This window comes from Nocardia sp. NPDC051750, assembly GCF_044453135.1.
In the GTDB taxonomy this organism is placed as follows: Bacteria; Actinomycetota; Actinomycetes; order Mycobacteriales; family Mycobacteriaceae; genus Nocardia.
The window spans coordinates 1,086,239-1,102,750 of sequence record NZ_JBITCK010000001.1 but is presented as its reverse complement, the minus strand read 5'-3'; the positions used below and the strand labels follow the sequence as shown (position 1 = coordinate 1,102,750).

General features: G+C 67.7%; 13 protein-coding genes. 6 read left to right on the top strand and 7 right to left on the bottom strand.

What is annotated here, in order from left to right; genetic code table 11:
• Positions 1–19: 19 nt before the first annotated feature.
• The 3 genes from ACIA75_RS04765 to ACIA75_RS04755 all read right to left on the bottom strand — a co-directional run bounded on the left by ACIA75_RS04765 (position 20) and on the right by ACIA75_RS04755 (position 3,071).
• On the bottom strand, positions 20–1,054 hold the full coding sequence (locus ACIA75_RS04765; protein ID WP_397099922.1) for an aspartate-semialdehyde dehydrogenase: 1,035 nt from the start codon (positions 1,052–1,054) through the stop codon (positions 20–22).
• 3 nt (positions 1,055–1,057) lie between these two features.
• A complete protein-coding gene (locus ACIA75_RS04760; protein WP_397099919.1) occupies positions 1,058–2,323 on the bottom strand; it encodes an aspartate kinase in 1,266 nt (421 codons plus the stop codon).
• A 178-nt stretch (positions 2,324–2,501) separates the two neighbouring features.
• Positions 2,502–3,071 carry a dihydrofolate reductase family protein gene (locus ACIA75_RS04755; protein WP_397099917.1) on the bottom strand — a complete coding sequence of 190 codons (570 nt, stop codon included), beginning with the start codon at positions 3,069–3,071 and terminating at the stop codon, positions 2,502–2,504.
• A 135-nt stretch (positions 3,072–3,206) separates the two neighbouring features.
• Here ACIA75_RS04755 and ACIA75_RS04750 point away from each other — a divergent pair, with 135 nt between their 5' ends.
• Both ACIA75_RS04750 and ACIA75_RS04745 read left to right on the top strand, forming a co-directional pair.
• The gene (locus ACIA75_RS04750; protein ID WP_397099915.1) at positions 3,207–3,392 is read left to right on the top strand and encodes a DUF1918 domain-containing protein; all 186 of its coding nucleotides are present in this window, start codon (positions 3,207–3,209) and stop codon (positions 3,390–3,392) included.
• A 170-nt stretch (positions 3,393–3,562) separates the two neighbouring features.
• Complete coding sequence (locus ACIA75_RS04745) at positions 3,563–4,024, top strand: SRPBCC family protein (protein WP_397099913.1); 462 nt, start codon at positions 3,563–3,565, stop codon at positions 4,022–4,024.
• On the opposite strand, the gene ACIA75_RS04740 is transcribed toward ACIA75_RS04745, so the two are convergent.
• The 3 genes from ACIA75_RS04740 to ACIA75_RS04730 form a co-directional block, all read right to left on the bottom strand.
• Positions 4,009–4,872 (bottom strand): ion transporter, encoded by an 864-nt coding sequence (locus tag ACIA75_RS04740; RefSeq protein WP_397099911.1) that lies wholly within the window; start codon positions 4,870–4,872, stop codon positions 4,009–4,011. The genes ACIA75_RS04745 and ACIA75_RS04740 overlap by 16 nt on opposite strands.
• A 220-nt stretch (positions 4,873–5,092) precedes the next feature.
• Positions 5,093–6,727 carry a GMC oxidoreductase gene (locus ACIA75_RS04735; protein ID WP_397099909.1) on the bottom strand — a complete coding sequence of 545 codons (1,635 nt, stop codon included), beginning with the start codon at positions 6,725–6,727 and terminating at the stop codon, positions 5,093–5,095.
• Between the two features lie 109 nt (positions 6,728–6,836).
• Positions 6,837–7,601, bottom strand: coding sequence for a sulfite exporter TauE/SafE family protein (locus ACIA75_RS04730; protein ID WP_397099907.1), 765 nt, complete (start codon positions 7,599–7,601; stop codon positions 6,837–6,839).
• Positions 7,602–8,177: 576 nt separating this feature from the next.
• Between ACIA75_RS04730 and leuA the strand changes: the two genes are divergently transcribed.
• Both leuA and ACIA75_RS04720 read left to right on the top strand, forming a co-directional pair.
• Positions 8,178–9,974 (top strand): 2-isopropylmalate synthase, encoded by a 1,797-nt coding sequence (gene leuA / locus ACIA75_RS04725; RefSeq protein ID WP_397099905.1) that lies wholly within the window; start codon positions 8,178–8,180, stop codon positions 9,972–9,974.
• 159 nt (positions 9,975–10,133) lie between these two features.
• Positions 10,134–12,392: an AAA family ATPase gene (locus ACIA75_RS04720; protein ID WP_397099903.1), complete on the top strand. Its 2,259-nt coding sequence runs from the start codon at positions 10,134–10,136 to the stop codon at positions 12,390–12,392.
• Here ACIA75_RS04720 and ACIA75_RS04715 read toward each other — a convergent pair.
• Entirely contained in the window at positions 12,386–13,297 is a 912-nt protein-coding gene (locus ACIA75_RS04715) for a LysR family transcriptional regulator (protein WP_397100930.1), read from the bottom strand. The two genes, ACIA75_RS04720 and ACIA75_RS04715, sit on opposite strands and share 7 nt — an antisense overlap.
• Before the next feature lie 93 nt (positions 13,298–13,390).
• Between ACIA75_RS04715 and ACIA75_RS04710 the strand changes: the two genes are divergently transcribed.
• The gene (locus ACIA75_RS04710) at positions 13,391–14,434 is read left to right on the top strand and encodes an EamA family transporter (RefSeq protein ID WP_397099901.1); all 1,044 of its coding nucleotides are present in this window, start codon (positions 13,391–13,393) and stop codon (positions 14,432–14,434) included.
• 213 nt (positions 14,435–14,647) lie between these two features.
• On the top strand, positions 14,648–16,342 hold the full coding sequence (locus tag ACIA75_RS04705) for an FAD-dependent oxidoreductase (RefSeq protein WP_397100928.1): 1,695 nt from the start codon (positions 14,648–14,650) through the stop codon (positions 16,340–16,342).
• The last annotated feature ends 170 nt before the right edge of the window (positions 16,343–16,512 follow it).

The following is a 16,512-nucleotide window of genomic DNA, read 5'->3' as shown; positions in this document are numbered from 1 at the left end:
TGCGCCGGGGACAGACCGATCAGCGGTCGGCGAGCAGGACTTCCGCGATCTGGATCGTGTTCAGCGCGGCGCCCTTGCGCAGATTGTCGCCGGAGATGAACAACGCCAGACCACGACCGTCCGGGACACCGGGGTCCTGGCGGATACGGCCGACCAGGGATTCGTCCTTACCCGCGGCGGCCAGCGGGGTCGGCACGTCGACGACCTGCACCCCGGGTGCCTTGGCCAGGATCTCCTGCGCGCGCTGCACCGACAGCGGGTCGGCGAATTCGGCGTTCACCGACAGCGAGTGTCCGGTGAACACCGGGACCCGCACGCAGGTGCCGCTCACCAGCAGATCCGGGAGTCCCAGGATCTTGCGGCTCTCGTTGCGCAGCTTCTGGTCCTCATCGGTCTCGCCGGAGCCGTCGTCCACCAGCGATCCGGCGAGCGCGAGAACGTTGAACGCAATGGGTGCCACGTACTTGTTCGGGGCCGGGAAATCCACGGCGCTGCCATCGTGGGTGAGCTTCTCGGCGTCGTCGATCACCGCGCGGGTCTGCGAGGCGAGTTCCTCGACCCCGGCCAGACCGCTACCCGAGACCGCCTGGTAGCTGGACACGATGAGCCGCTGCAGACCGGCCGCGTCGTGCAACGGCTTCAGCACCGGCATCGCGGCCATCGTGGTGCAGTTGGGGTTGGCGATGATGCCCTTGGCCGGATTGCGGGTCGCTTCCGGATTCACCTCGCTGACCACCAGCGGGACATTCGGATCCTTGCGCCAGGCCGAAGAGTTGTCGATCACAGTGACCCCGGCCGCCGCGAACCGGGGCGCCTGCACCCGCGACATGGTCGCGCCGGCGGAGAACAGCGCGATATCCAGGCCGGACGGGTCGGCGGTTTCGGTGTCCTCCACGGTGATCTCACCACCGCGCCAGGGCAGCTTCTTACCCGCCGAACGCGCCGAAGCGAAGAACCGCACCTCGTCGGCCGGGAAATCGCGCTCCTCGAGAAGTTTGCGCATCACGGCGCCGACCTGACCGGTCGCGCCGACCACGCCCACACGAACACCCATGGTTTATCGCCCCGTTCCGGCATGCACGACGGCGACCTCGTCGCCGCCGAGATCGAAGGCGCGGTGCAGTACCTGGACCGCGTCGTCGAGTTCGGTGTCTTTGACCAGGACCGAGATGCGGATCTCGGAGGTGGAGATGAGGTCGATATTGATACCGGCCTCGGCCAGCGCCTCACAGAAGGTGGCGGTGACCCCGGGGTGACTCTTCATACCGGCGCCGACCAGCGACACCTTGCCGATGTGATCGTCGTAGAGGACCTGGGAGAAACCGATTTCGCCCTGGTGTTTGGCCAGCAACTCCACCGCCCGGGTGCCCTCGGATTTGGGCAGGGTGAAGGTGATATCGGTCTTGCCCGTCTCCACCTTGGAGATGTTCTGCAGGACCATATCGATATTGATCTCGGCCTCGGCCACGGCACGGAACACCTTGGCGGCGTAACCCGGCACATCCGGTAGCCCGACCACAGTCACCTTGGCCTCGCTGCGGTCGTGCGCGACGCCCGTGAGGATTGCTTGCTCCAAGGGAATGTCCTCCATCGATCCGTAGACGTAGGTGCCCTGCTTGTCGGTATAGGACGAACGCACATGCACGGGCACGTTGTAGCGGCGTGCGTATTCGACGCAGCGCAGCATCAGCACTTTGGACCCGCAGGCCGCCATCTCCAGCATCTCCTCATAGGAGACCTGTTCCAGCTTCTGCGCGTCGTTGACGATGCGCGGATCGGCGGTGAACACTCCGTCCACGTCGGTGTAGATCTCACAGACGTCGGCTTCGAGCGCGGCGGCCAGGGCGACCGCGGTGGTATCGGAACCGCCGCGACCCAGCGTGGTCACGTCCTTGCTGTCCTGGCTGACGCCCTGGAAACCGGCGACCAGCACAATGGTGCCCTCGTCCAGGGCTTCGCGGAGCCGGCCCGGCGTCACGTCGATGATCTTGGCTTTACCGTGCACGGATGTCGTTATCACACCGGCCTGGGAGCCGGTGAACGACCGCGCCTCGGCGCCGAGCGTATGGATGGCCATGGCCACCAATGCGTTGGAGATGCGTTCACCGGAGGTGAGCAACATATCCATCTCCCGGGCGGGCGGCGCGGGAGAGACCTGTTCGGCCAGGTCCAGCAGTTCATCGGTGGTGTCGCCCATGGCCGAGCAGACCACGACCACGTCGTGGCCCTGCTTCTTCGTCTCGACGATCCGTTCGGCGACGCGCCGGATCCGGTCGGCCGAGGCGACCGAGGATCCTCCGTACTTCTGGACAACGAGTGCCACGAGGGGTCCTCCAATGTCGGCGAACAGGCGATCAGTGCATAAGCGTACCGAGCCCGGTCCGCCTGTCCCGGGAGTATCCGCCCTGGTTGTGGAATAACACACAGCTGCGTGACGTCACGTTTACCGCCCCCGGCGCCCGGCCCACGCGCGGGTACCGGGACCGGGACAGTCACGCGATTCAGCCGCGGTCGAACCAGGTGACCTGGGTTCCATTGCTGAATTCCTGCCGCCGCCGGGGCGTGAAAAGCGTCGGCCGGAACTGCCCTGCCAGCAGCGGGATACCGCTGCCCGCCAATACCGGATAGCTCTTGATGACCAGCTCATCGATCTCGTCGATCAGGGCCCCGGCGAGCTCGGCGCCGCCGCAGAGCCAGATATCGAGGCCGTTCCGCAGTTTGAGCTCGCGCACCAGTTCCACCGGATCGGTGGCGACGATCTCGACTTCCGGGAAATCGGCGGGATCGAGCGTGCTGGAGAAGACGTACTGCTTCAAATGTGCGTAGGGACTGCGGACCCCTTCGACCAGCCCTGGTTCGTAGGTCCGCCGGCCCATGAGCACCGTGTCCCACGACTTGTTGGGTGTATCGACGGGAATCCCGACGAGTTCCCGCACATGCACCGGAATGGATTCCGGGTAGGGGTTCCATGTGGCCATATCGTCGGGCACCGGGAAGAAGTCGTATTCGCCACCGGGCCCGGCGATGTAGCCGTCGATCGTGACGGCGATGTAGTAGACGAGCTTTCGCATGAGGCCACCTTCGGCTTATCACTTCAGTTGGAGTGGTTTGAACGTAGTACTACAGATGAAGTGGTGTCAAGGGAGTGGTAATAGCTGAGGCGCAGGGGTTGTGATTACCGACACGGTCGCCGAATAATGGGAATCATGATGGCGAACGTCGGAGACCGCTTGCATGTGCACGGGCACACCGTCGGGCAAAGTGATCATGAAGGGGAGATCGTCGAAGTGCGCGGCGCGGAGGGATCGCCGCCGTACATCGTGCGTTTCGACGACGGCCACGAATCCCTGGTCTTCCCGGGACCGGACGCGACCGTCGAACATCCACACTGAGCCCGCCCCTACACCCAGCCGGAGCACCAGCAAACGGCCGTAGTTATTTGCGGACCGCATACCCGCGGGCCGGTCACCCTAGTACCCAGGGTCAGCGTGTTGACGATCACGCGACACCCGAGACACAATCGTGGCTTATTTGTAATAAGCCCGGGGGTGTGAGGGACCAGATGCGTACGAAGACCGATATCAGATTCGATGTCCAAACCGACCCCTCTCAGGTCATGGACGCGTTGCTGGCGGTCGAAATGTTCTCCGAATGGTCGCCCGATTTCACCGACGCCCGGGTCGCGACCCGCGACGACGAGGGCCGGCCGCGGCGGGTCTTCGTCACGGTTTCCGTCGCCAATTCGCCCGATATGCAGGTGTGGGAGTTCGCCTGGTCGGACAACCGGATGTCGTGGGAGGTCTCCGACAGCACCCGCGGGATCAAGGGTGGCGGATTCTTCGAGGTCACCGCCGATACCGGTAGCAGCGAGGTACTCCTGCACGTCGAGCAGTACACGCCGACTCCGCTGCCCGGGTTCCTGCTCAAACGATCGGTCCGCAAGTCCTACGAAACCCTGGTGGAGAACTTCGCCGCCTACGCTGAACAGTTCCCCGAGGCCGAGACCACCTACGACCTGGTCTGATTCCGGAGCCCGTTGTGATGCCGGGCGGTGAGGTGATGCGGGGTGGGGCCGTAGGCCGACGGCGCCACTTTCACCCCGGAGCGCACCGAATCGCGGATCTGGTCCACGTTCTCCCGGATCATGTCCGAAACCAGCTCGTCGGTGCGTGGGTCGGCGAGCACCTGGAACAGAATGCGGAACACAGTATCGGCGACCAACCGGATGATGTCGTCGTGGAAGGGGATGTAGCGGACCCGGCCGGTCTGCGGGTCGTTCTTGATCATCTCGACGATCATGTCGTCGAGTTCGCCGCGGTTCTCCTCCAGCGCTGTCGCGATATTGCGGGTGTAGTGGCCCGTGCGCAGCACCGCGGTGACCTCCTCCATGATCGCGATGGTCATCGGTCGCTTGATCACCTCGACGATGGTGCCCACGGAATGGTTGATCACCGCCGCGGTGACCCGGTCGCCGAAGACGCGGTCGGCCACCCGGGCCAGGCGCACGAGGATCACGATGATCCGCAGCAGCCGGAAAGCCCGGAAGAACGGGCTGGTCACCGGGATCATGCCGAGGATCTCGTACCAGTAGACGAACGGGTAGGTCCAGGGCCAACCGGCCCGGCGCCAGCGCCACAGGAATTCGACCGCGAAGATCGCGCAGATCGTGTAATCGGCGATGGCGATGTAGTGGTAGGTCTCCGGTGCGACCTCGAAAAAGGTGATCCAGCAGACCAGCACCACCGAGACGACGGCCAGCGCCAGCATCACGAAATCGGTCCACAGGGCGGGCGGTTTCCGCGGGAATTCGTCCGGTTCGGCCGTATCGGCTACGGGCAGCGGACCGGGCCCCGTGGACGGCGGTGTTGACACCTACATTCCCTTCGACGCCGAAAGTTCGCGTTCAAGTATTACCCGCCGGCCGCGCACCCGGCCGCGGATCATGCCCAGCCGCGGGCCGAGCATCATCGAGCGGGCTGCCGGGATTGTCCGGTGGAGGCGCTCCCATCCGGTTACCGCCGGTCGGCAACGCTGTGGGCACACCCATCCACAGACCGCGCGTATCGGAGCGAAGGCGGCGATACGCGCGGGGTCAGCTGCCCTCGCGGATGATCGCCTCGATATTGCGCTCGGCCAGCGCGGAGATGGTCAGCGACGGGTTGGCCGTTGCCGTGCTACCGGGAATCGCCGCACCGTCCATGACGTACAGGCCGGGGTGACCGTGCACCCGGCCGTACGCATCGGTCGCCTTACCCAGGACGGCACCGCCCAGCGGATGCGCCGTGAACAGCGCGTTCGCCTCGTAACCGAGCGCGCTGTACTCGGCCAGCGCCCCGGCCCGGTCCGCGATCCGCCGGTCCACCGCTCGTGCCGCCGCGGTCACCTCGTCCTGCGCGCGTTGCGGCCAGGAGAGCCCGACCCCGCCCGTGGCCGGGTCGAAACCGAAGCTGGCACGGGTGGGATCCAGGACCACGGCGAGCGAGGCGAGGGCTCCGGTCTCGAACGGAATACCCGGGATGTACCAGTTCTCCAGGGTCAGCGCGGGACCGCTGTCGTCGAAGATCCGGCTGGCACTGGGCACACCCTGGCCGTGGCCGGCGACCGAACTGGCACCGCGGGCGAGCACCACATCACCGTTGGTGCCCCACCCGGCACCGATGTGCTCGTTCAAGCGGGGCAGCGTGCCCATCTCCCGGGCCCGGACCAGCAGTTCGGAGGTGCCGATCGAACCGGCACCGAGGAACAGCTTGTCGCAGGTGAGCGTGCGGGTTCCGAGCACCACGCCGGTGGGGTGGAGCGTGCTCACCGTGACCGCGAACCGGCCACCCGATTCCGCGGCGATGGCGTCCACCCGGTGGCCCGGGAAGATCCGTGCCTTTCCGGTGGCTTGGGCATCCTTCAGATAGTTCTGGTTGAGGTCGAATTTGGCGCCGTTGGAATTGCCGAGATTGCTGCGGCCCACCGTTGCCGAGGGCCGGGTGGAACCGTTCAGTTCACCGCGCACGATGTCCCAGGTGAAAATGGAATCGTTCGGGATCGGCTGGTAACCCGCCTTGCGGACCTGGTCGTCCCAGGCACGCGAATGGCTGAACGGCGCGGAATGGTAGATATCGGCGGGCATCGGGTCCAGCCGCAGCATGGCGCGGACCCGCGGATAGTAGACGCGTTCCAGTTCCCCGTAATCGACCACACCACCGAAAACGTGGTCGAACAGCGAGCGCGGCGGCGCGATCATCGCTCCGGTGAAGACCACCGACCCGCCACCGACCGCGGCCCCACGCCACACATCGATACCCGGATACCGCGTGCAGTCCAGCACGCCGCCGAAATCGGCGAACTGCATCGGCACCTTGGTGACGCCGGTGAAGCTGGTGGTGTGCCAGAACCCGCGGCCGTCGGGCAGGTCGTCGCCGGTGAAGATTTCCCGCCAGGGGTCGTTGGGCCAGCGTGACCCGCGTTCGAGCACCGTGGTGGCGACACCGGCACGGGCCAAGCGCAGCGCCGATACGGCCGCGCCGAATCCGGAGCCGATGACAATGGCCTCCGAATGCTGCGGCGCCTCGGGCACCGGCGCGAATATCTCCGGGACCCACTGGGCGAACAGTTCGTGCCAGATGGGCTGGGCCGCGGCTCGGGGCAGGACGGGACCCGGTTTCGGGACCGCCGACCCCACCGCACCGATCAGAGCAGCCGCCCCCGCGGCCTTGAGAAGGGCACGCCTATCCACCCCGATACCTCTTTCGTAACGCAACAAGCGCACGGATGGTACCGAGATTCACCGGTATTGAACAGCGGAGGCGGCGAACAATGATGGCCCCGAGGGGGATTCGAACTGGTCAGCCGATCAGTAGGCGCACCACCGCGATCGTGCCGACCACCACGATCACCGCGCGCAGCACATTCGGCGACAGCTTGCGACCCACCCGCGCGCCGAGCTGACCGCCGATGATCGACCCGGCCGCGATCAGCCCGACCACTCGCCAGTCGACCTCGGCGACAACAATGAAGATCGCCGCGGACAACGCGTTCACCAGCAGGGCGAGCACATTCTTCACGGCGTTGAGGCGCTGCAGGTCCTCCTGGACGAAAACCCCGAGCAGCCCGAGCAGCAGCACGCCCTGGGCGGCACCGAAGTAGCCCCCGTAGATCCCGGTGGCGAAGATCGCGGCCAGCAGGATCGGGCCGCCGTGCGCAGATGGCGAATCCGCTGCCCGCTGCCGCTCCCGGACCCAGGCCGACAGCCGTGGCTGCACGACCACCAGCACCAGCGCGGCGATGATGAGAACCGGCACGATCGCCGCGAACGCCCCCTCGGGCAGCGTCAGCAGCAGTACCGCGCCGACCGCCGCACCCAGCAGCGACGCCGAACCGTACCGCAGCAGCCGGGCGCGCTGCCCGGACAGTTCCCGGCGGTAGCCGATAACCCCGCTGATCGATCCGGGAACGAGTCCTACGGTGTTGGAGACGTTCGCCGTCACGGGCGGCAAGCCGACGGCGAGCAGCACCGGAAAGGTGATCAGGGTACCGGACCCCACGACCGCGTTGATCCCGCCCGCGGCGATACCCGCGGCGAAAACGGCCAGCATCTCCAGCCAACTCATGCTCGACCTCTCGACTCCAGACGGACCGCGTCCGATTACTCACACCGTGCCCAGCGCACGCTAACCGCCGAGGCGACTGCGGTTCGCGACGGGCCCAGCGGCGGCAGCACAGGTCGACGGCCGGCCGTCACCATCGAGGCGCCCGGCGGCCGCCGCAAGAGGCGCCACCCCGGCCCGAGCCGTAGTGCCCGCACCCGCCAGGCGGATACCATTGCCACGACCGGCTGACACGGTCCCGCCGCGGCCCTCGCGGCATGCGATCGGCCGGGGCGAGGACTCGGAGTGCAGGCTGTCGAAACCACGCCGGGAATCCGGCGGACCAGCACGGCGGCGATAGCGGGCACACCGGTGCGGGCGGACGCCCACAGCCCCGCTACCTCAGCACTCTCGAACGCCGACCCTCCGCACCGCCTTGTCAGGGGCGGCGGCACAGGGGGTAGACTCGCACGGGTCATGCAGCGGGCACTTCTTCTCAGCCGCCGCGACGGGGTCTGATCGGACCGGCGCCCGTCGCGGGGTTCCGCCGCGCTGGTCGACCCGTAATTCGGGAAACAATCTCACCCACGGAGAAATCGCATGTCACCCGCTGACGCCTTCGTATCGAGCACGCGCACCATCACCGCGCCTGCCAAGCCCGCGCCCGCCGACCAGCCCGCGTGGAACCAGCAGAAGAACTCGTCCATGCCGGTCTTCCGCTACCGGCCGTTCGGCGAGGAAGTCGAGCCCGTCTCGGTGCCCGACCGGACCTGGCCGGACAAGGTCATCGACCGCGCCCCCGCCTGGTGCGCCGTCGACCTGCGCGACGGCAACCAGGCACTGATCGACCCGATGAGCCCCGCCCGCAAGCGCCGGATGTTCGACCTGCTGGTGCGGATGGGTTACAAGGAGATCGAGGTCGGCTTCCCGTCGGCCAGCCAGACCGATTTCGATTTCGTCCGCGAAATCATCGAAGACGGCGCGATCCCCGACGATGTCACCATCCAGGTGCTCACCCAGTGCCGTCCCGAATTGATCGAGCGCACCTTCGAGGCCTGCTCCGGCGCCACGAACGTGATCGTGCACTTCTACAACTCGACCTCCATCCTGCAGCGCCGGGTGGTGTTCCGGGCCGATCGCGAAGCGGTTCGCAAGATCGCCACCGATGCCGCGCGGCTGTGCCTGGAAGTCGAACAGCGCTACCCGGATACCAACTGGCGTTACGAGTACAGCCCGGAGTCCTACACCGGCACCGAACTGGAATACGCCAAGGACGTCTGTGACGCGGTCTCCGAGATCATCGCCCCGACCCCGGATAAACCGCTGATCATCAACCTGCCTGCCACCGTGGAGATGGCTACACCCAACGTGTACGCCGACTCCATCGAATGGATGCACCGCAACCTGGCGCGACGCGATTCCATCGTGCTGTCGCTGCATCCGCACAACGACCGGGGCACCGCCGTCGCCGCCGCGGAACTGGGCTACCAGGCCGGCGCGGACCGGATCGAGGGCTGCCTGTTCGGCAACGGGGAGCGCACCGGCAATGTCTGCCTGGTGACCCTGGGCATGAATATGTTCTCGCAGGGTGTGGACCCGCAGATCAACTTCTCCGATATCGACGAGATCCGCCGGACGGTGGAGTACTGCAACCAGCTGCCGGTGCACGAACGCCATCCCTACGGCGGCGATCTGGTGTACACGGCCTTCTCCGGCAGCCATCAGGACGCCATCAACAAGGGCCTCGACGCCATGAAGGCCGCAGCGGACGCCGCGGACACCGATGTCGACGATCTGACCTGGGAGGTGCCCTACCTGCCGATCGACCCGAAGGACGTCGGCCGGACCTACGAGGCCGTTATCCGGGTCAACTCGCAGTCCGGTAAGGGCGGTGTGGCCTACATCATGAAAACCGATCACGGCCTCGCGCTGCCGCGCCGGCTGCAGATCGAGTTCTCGCAGGCCATCCAGCAGATCACCGACGGCGAGGGCGGCGAGATCACCCCGAAGGAAATGTGGGACGCCTTCGCGGACGAGTACCTGACGCCGATCCTGCCGCTGGAACGGATGCGGCAGAAGGTGACCGCGTCGGAGACCGACGGCGGCACCGACTCCATCACCGCGGTGGTGAAGGTCGACGGGGTCGAGCAGGAGGTCACCGGTAGCGGTAACGGTCCGCTCGCGGCCTTCGTCGACGCCATCGCGGCGGTCGGGTACCAGGTGGAGGTGCTCGACTACTCCGAGCACGCGCTGTCGGCCGGCGATGACGCGCAGGCCGCGGCCTATGTGGAGTGCGCGATCGGCGATCGGATCGTCTGGGGAGTCGGTATCGCCACCTCGATCACGACAGCTTCGCTGCGCGCAGTGGTTTCGGCGGTGAACCGAGCCGCCCGGTAACAGCCCTGACGCTCCTCGGCCGCCGTACCCGCATCCCACGGGTACGGCGGCCGAGGTCGTGAATCCACCGGCATGCGATACGCCCAGCACCTGCTAGCGTTGGTCTCGACTCAAGCCGCCGAGCTCTCTGCTCGAAAACCCCGAGCAGATGGGGGAACTGTGACTACTGACGAACACAACCCGACTTCCCAGCCCTGGCCCCCGAGTCAACCGGCGGATACCGCCGGGAGCGGCGGCGAGTCGGAGACCACGCCACCCGCTGATCCGGGCGCGCAGCCGGATCCCGATTCCGGCCCGGGCGCAACCGATACCGAGCCCCCCGCCGCCGCGGCGAGCGAGAGCACCGCCGACGCACAACCGGCGGCCGCCGCCGACGTCGAGAGCCCGGGCGCGGACGGGACACCGTGGCCGGCCGATCCCGCCGCCGGACCGTGGTCCGGCGATCCCACTGCCGGACCGTGGGGTGGGAACAACGGTTTCGCCCCACCTGCGCCGGAGGGGCCGGCACCCGCCGGGAACGGAGCCCCGTACAGCGCGGCCCCGTTCGATCAGTTCGCACCACCGGTGCCCGGTGCGTTCACCGCACCGGCCGGCGAGCCGTTCGCCCACGGCAGCGGCCAGTATCCCCAACCGGACCCGAACCAGTTCCCGGGCAGCGGGCAGTTCTCCCAACCGGATCCGAACCAGTTCCAGGCCGGCGGACAGTTCTCCCAGCCGGGTCCCGATCAGTTCCAGCCGGCGAATCCCGCGCACGGCAGCGGCCAGTTCCCGCAGCCGGACCCGAACCAGTTCCAGCCCGCGAATTCTTCCTACGGCAGCGGACAGTTCGTCCAACCGGACCCGAACCAGTTCCAAGCCGGGAACTTCGCGCCGGGCGGCCAGTTCGATCAGCCATACGCGAATCAGTACCAGTCCCCCGGCCCCGGCCAGTTCGATCAGCAACCCGGCGGCCGGCAGGCTCCCGGTCCGGAGTCCGGCCCGCACGGCAGCGGTCAGTTCGACCAACAGCCCGGCGGGTTCCCCGCACCGGGTCCCGAGTCCGGCCGGCACGGGAGCGGTCAGTTCCCGGCCCCGGACCCCACTATGTATCCGGGGCAGCACAATCCGGCGCCGCCCTATCCGGGTGCGCCTGGACCGGACCGTGCCGGTCAGTTCGATCAGGCCCCGGGCGGCGGGTACGCCGCACCCGGCTCCCCGGAGCCCGGCGCGGCCGCCGCCCCGGACGCTGAAGCGGGCGGGCCGATCTACAGCTGGGCCCCGCCGCCGATTCCCGCGGCGCCACCCGTGCAGCAGCAGCCTTACCAGCAAGCGCCGCCACCGATGGGCAATCCGCCGAGCGGGCAGTTCCAGCAGCCGGACTGGGGCACGAATCCGGGACAGCCCGCGCCGCAACAGCAGCCGCAACAGCAGTTCCAGCAACCGGGCCAACCGCAGCCGGGTCAGTTCCAGCCGCGACATATGACCGAACCCGGTCAGCCGGGCCATTCGGTCAACGATCTGAATCTGCTCAAACGGGCCCGCAAGGCGCCGCGGGGTGGCTGGCGGCGTGCGGTGCACAAGGTTTCGCGCGGTGTCATCAACCCCGGTGAATCGGCGTCCGATGTCGTGCACCGCGATCTGGTAGGCCGGGTGAACGCACCGGTTCACGGTGATTTCCGGATCGCCATCCTCTCGCTCAAGGGCGGGGTCGGCAAAACCACCACGACGGTCGGCCTCGGGGCCACATTCGCCTCGTTGCGCGGCGACCGGGTGATCGCGATCGACGCCAACCCCGACCTGGGCACCCTCGCCCACCGGGTGCCGCGCCAGACCCGCTCCACCGTGCGCAACCTGCTGGAAGACCAGAACATCACCCGCTACTCGGATGTGCGCGCGCATACCTCGCAATCGCCCAGCCGGCTGGAAGTGCTTGCCAGCGAACAGGATCCGGCGGTCTCGGAGGCGTTCAGCGAAGCCGATTACCGCCGGGCGATCGGCATTCTGCAGTCGTTCTACAACATCATCCTGACGGACTGCGGTACCGGACTGATGCATTCGGCCATGTCCGGAGTGCTCGATATGGCGAGCTCGCTGGTCCTGGTGACCTCGCCCGCGATCGATGGCGCCCGCAGCGCGTCGGCGACGCTGGACTGGCTCGACTACCACGGTTATTCGCATCTGGTGCGGCAGACGGTGGTGGTGGTCAATGCCTCGCGGCGCGGGTCCACCTCGGTGAACCTGGACCATCTGCGCCGGCTGTTCCTGGACCGGACCCGCGCGGTTCAGGTGGTGCCGTTCGACGACCACCTCGCCGAAGGCGCCGAAATCGACCTGGAATTGGTGAGCAAACCGACCCGGCAGGCGCTGCTGGAACTGGCGGCGATGGTCGCCGACGATTTCGCCAATGTGGACGGGTACCCGTACGGCAACCGTTACTGACCGGGCGGTGGTTCCGCGGTGGCCCGGCGGGCCGCCGCGGCGAACGAGTCCAGTACCGCCGCGATGGCGGGGCGGGAGTCGGCGCGCGGCCGGGTGACCAGGTCGTAGAGCCGGGCCGCGCGCACCCCGGACAGTTGTAGCTGGGACAATCCGGGGTGGGTGACGACATAGCGCGGCATCAGCGCGACGCCGTACCCGGCGGCCACCAGGGTTTCGATCATCCGGAAATCGTTGAGGCGCTGAACAATACGCGGCTCGACGCCGGTGACCGTGGCGATCGAGCGCAGCACGTCGTCCACCGGGAACCCGCCGCGCACGCTCAACCACGCCTCCTCGGCGAGTTCTGCCGGTGTGACCGCAGGTTTTCCCGCCAGCGAGTGGTCCGGAGGTACCAGCACATCGATCGGCTCCCGCATGAGAACCCGTGAGCTGACCCGCGGGCCGGCCACCGGTGTCGCCCGTTCGTCGCGGTGGGTGAGCACGATGTCGTAGTCGGCGAGCAGGCGCGGGGTCTCGGTCGGCGGGACGTCCTCGTCGCCGGCCAGGATCTCCACGCCGCTGCCCGCCATTGCCGGCAGGACGTACGGCAGCAGCAGGGCTCCGCCCGAGGGGAACACGGCCACCCGGACCTGCCCGCGCGGTGAGCCGCGGTAGTGGGCCATCTCGGCAACCGCCCGGTCGAGCGCGGCGAGCACTTCATCCGCCCGGACCACCAGGGCGTGCCCGGCGTCGGTGAGCCGGACCCGGCGCCCGCTCGGTTCGAGCAGGGTGACGCCCGCCTCCCTGGTCAGTACCTTCAATTGTTGTGATACTGCCGACGGCGTCATGGACAGGGCCCGGGCCACGGCGCCGACAGTGCCGCGATCGGCGAATTCGCGCAGGATGCGCAGCCGCTCCACGGACAGTGACGAACCAGCAGAGACCATGAAGCAATTCTAAATTATTCGTCCATAACAATTCGCTTGTTCTCACCGTTTCAAACATCCCATGATTGACCGGTGACCTCCCGTGACCGCCTGCTCGCCCTGACCGTCATCCTGCTGTGGGGCCTCAACTTCCTGGCCATCCGCGTGGGACTCGACCATCTGCCGCCGTTCTTCTTCGCCGCCCTGCGCTTCGCGGTGATCGCGGTCCCCGCACTGCTGTTCATTCCGCGACCGCCGGTGCGGATGCGCTGGATCCTGCTCTACGGCGCCGGATTCGGCATGCTGCAGTTCGCATTCCTGTTCACCGCGATGCGGGTCGGTATGCCGACCGGGCTGGCCTCGCTGGTGCTGCAGTCCTCGGCACCGTTCACGGTGCTCCTCGGGGCGCTCTTGTTGCGGGAGCGGCTGCGGCCGGTTCAGGTCGCCGGGCTCGGCGTGGCGGTCGCGGGTATGGCGCTGATCGGCTGGAACCAGTTCGCCCACGCCGCGCTGCTGCCGGTCCTGCTCACCCTGGCCGCCGGGTTCGGCTGGGCGCTGGGCAATATCGGCGCCAGGCAGGCAAGCGTAGAAACTCCGGCGGTCAATCCGCTGCACCTGACGCTGTGGACCACGACGGTCCCGGTGCTGCCGCTGCTGGCGATCTCGTTCATCTGGGAGGGCCCCGATACCGGGGTGCGGGCGTTGGCGGGAACCTTCACGGCGGACGGCTGGCCGGCCCTGGCGGCGCTCGCTTATATCGCCCTGCTCGCGACGGTGATCGGGTCGGGTCTGTGGACATATCTGATGACCCGGTACCCGGCGGGTAGTGTCGCGCCGCTGTCGCTGCTGGTTCCGGTGGTCGGTTTCACCGCCGCGTGGGTCTTCCTGGGTGAGACGCCCGCGCCGGCCAGTTTGGCGGGCGGGGCGGTGGTTATCGCCGGTGCATTCGCGGCCACTGCCGGCGCTCGCAAAACTCGCACGTCGCGTCAGGAGGCCGCGGTGGCGCTCCCGGATGTCGCGCGCGAAGACAGCGCCGTGACGCTCCACGACGGCTCCGTGTCACAGGAGGACGGCGAGAACGCCGGCCCACTGAGCGCCGCGGCCGACCCGCGACCGCTGGAACCCGCAGTCCGATGACCCCCGCCGCTCATGCGTTCGATGCGGCACGAACAGTCGATCGCGTTTAAAGTTGGCGCGATCGAGACAGCTTCGCGGGGTTAGGCAGTAGTAGACAACATGGCACAACATCGGTGGCCCGCCCTGGGCACCGCCACGGCTTCTGATCAGCGGTCCACCGGTCCCGGGGCATTTTCCCGGCGCACCGTGCTGCGCGCGACCGCCGCCGCGGGAATGGGCGCGGCGGCAGCAGCGACCTGGCCGTCCGGGAGGGCTCGCGCCGCGTCGAAGGCCCGCGTCGCCGTGCTGGGCGGCGGGGTCGCGGGACTGACCGCGGCACACGAACTCGCCGAACGCGGGTTCGAGGTCACCGTCTACGAACGCCGGGCACTGGGGGGTAAGGCGCGCAGCATCGAGGTCCCGGGAACCGGGGCCGGCGGCCGGCCCGATCTCCCCGGCGAACACGGCTTCCGCTTCTTCCCCGGCTTCTACCAGCACGTTCCCGACACCATGCGCCGGATCCCGTTCGCCGCCAACAACAACGGGGTCTGGGACAACCTGGTCACAGCTCCCGATGCCCGCTTCTCCCGGGCCGGCGGCGACGATATCCGCGCCCCACTGGGCTTCGGCCACCTGTCCGCAGCGACCCCGGAGGGGATGCGGGAAAGTCTCGCCTCGGCGATCTCCACCATGCTGAAGATGCCGCCGGAGGAAGGGTTGTTCTTCGCCAACCGCCTCCTGGTGTTCAACACCAGTTGCGACGCCCGCCGCCTGGGGCAGTGGGAGCGCACCTCCTGGCGGGATTTCGTGGGCGCGCACGAGCGGTCGCCCGAGTTCCGGGCCGTGATTTCGCGGACACTGACCAGCCTGCTGGTCGCGGCGAAAGACGATATCGCCAGCGTCCGGACCATCGGCACGATGGGCGAGCAGTTCCTCGGCAATCCCTTGCAGATCGGCTTCGACGGTGATCTGGACCGGGTGCTCAACGGTCCGACCAACACCGCGTGGATCGATCCGTGGGTCGGGCTGCTGCGCACCCTCGGGGTGCGGTTCGAGGTCGGCGCGGAAGTCCGCGGGCTCGATATCGCCGGCGGCCGGATCACCGGCGCCCGGATCGTCAGCTCGGCCGGCACCGCGGAGACGGTGACCGCGGATCATTTCGTGGTCGCGTTGCCCGCCGAACGCGCCCGCGACCTGTGGAACGCCGATATTCTCACCGCCTGGCCGGAACTGGCGAAGATGAGCCGGCTGTACGCGGACTGGATGACCGGAATCCAGTTCTACCTGCGCCGGAGTCCTGAGGTCGGGGCAGGCCACAGCGCCTATATCGATTCGCCCTGGTCGCTCACCTCGATCGCCCAGAACAGGCTGTGGGCCCGCAAACTACCCGAATACGGCGACGGCACCGTGCAGGACTGCCTCTCGGTGGATATCTCCGACTGGAACACCCCCGGCATCCTGTTCGGCAAAACAGCCAAGGAATGCACCCACGAGGAAATCGCGAAAGAGACATGGGCGCAGATCGTCGCCCACCTCAACGACCGCGAGGAAATACTGCGCGACGCCGATCTGCACTCCTGGTTCCTCGACCCCGGTATCACCTGGCACGCCGACCGCGGCGAGAACAGCAACGCCGACCCGCTACTGATCAATACGGCCGGCTCGTGGGATGCCCGGCCGGAACCGCACGGCGCGATCGAGAATCTCTACCTGGCCGGCGACTATGTGCGCACGAATATCGACCTGGCGACCATGGAGGGGGCCAACGAATCGGCCCGGGCGGCGGTGAACGCACTGCTCGACGTCACCGGGTCGACCGCACCGCGCTGCCGCACCTACACCCTGTACCGCGCCGCCGAACTCGAGCCGCTGCGACTCGCCGACGCCGCGGACTATGCCGCCGGGCGCCCGAACAGGTTCGATATCTGATATCGGCGAAGACACCGGTTCGAGCACCGGTGCACCGACCACACGCGGCACACCGGTGTGGCCGGCGAGTCCCGTCGGCGACGCGAGCCGGTCACCGGCCTGCCGAGGTCGCCCTCGCCGTTGTCGAAGCGGGCGCCGCGGCCACTTCGGCCCGGGCTTCGCGACCGCGG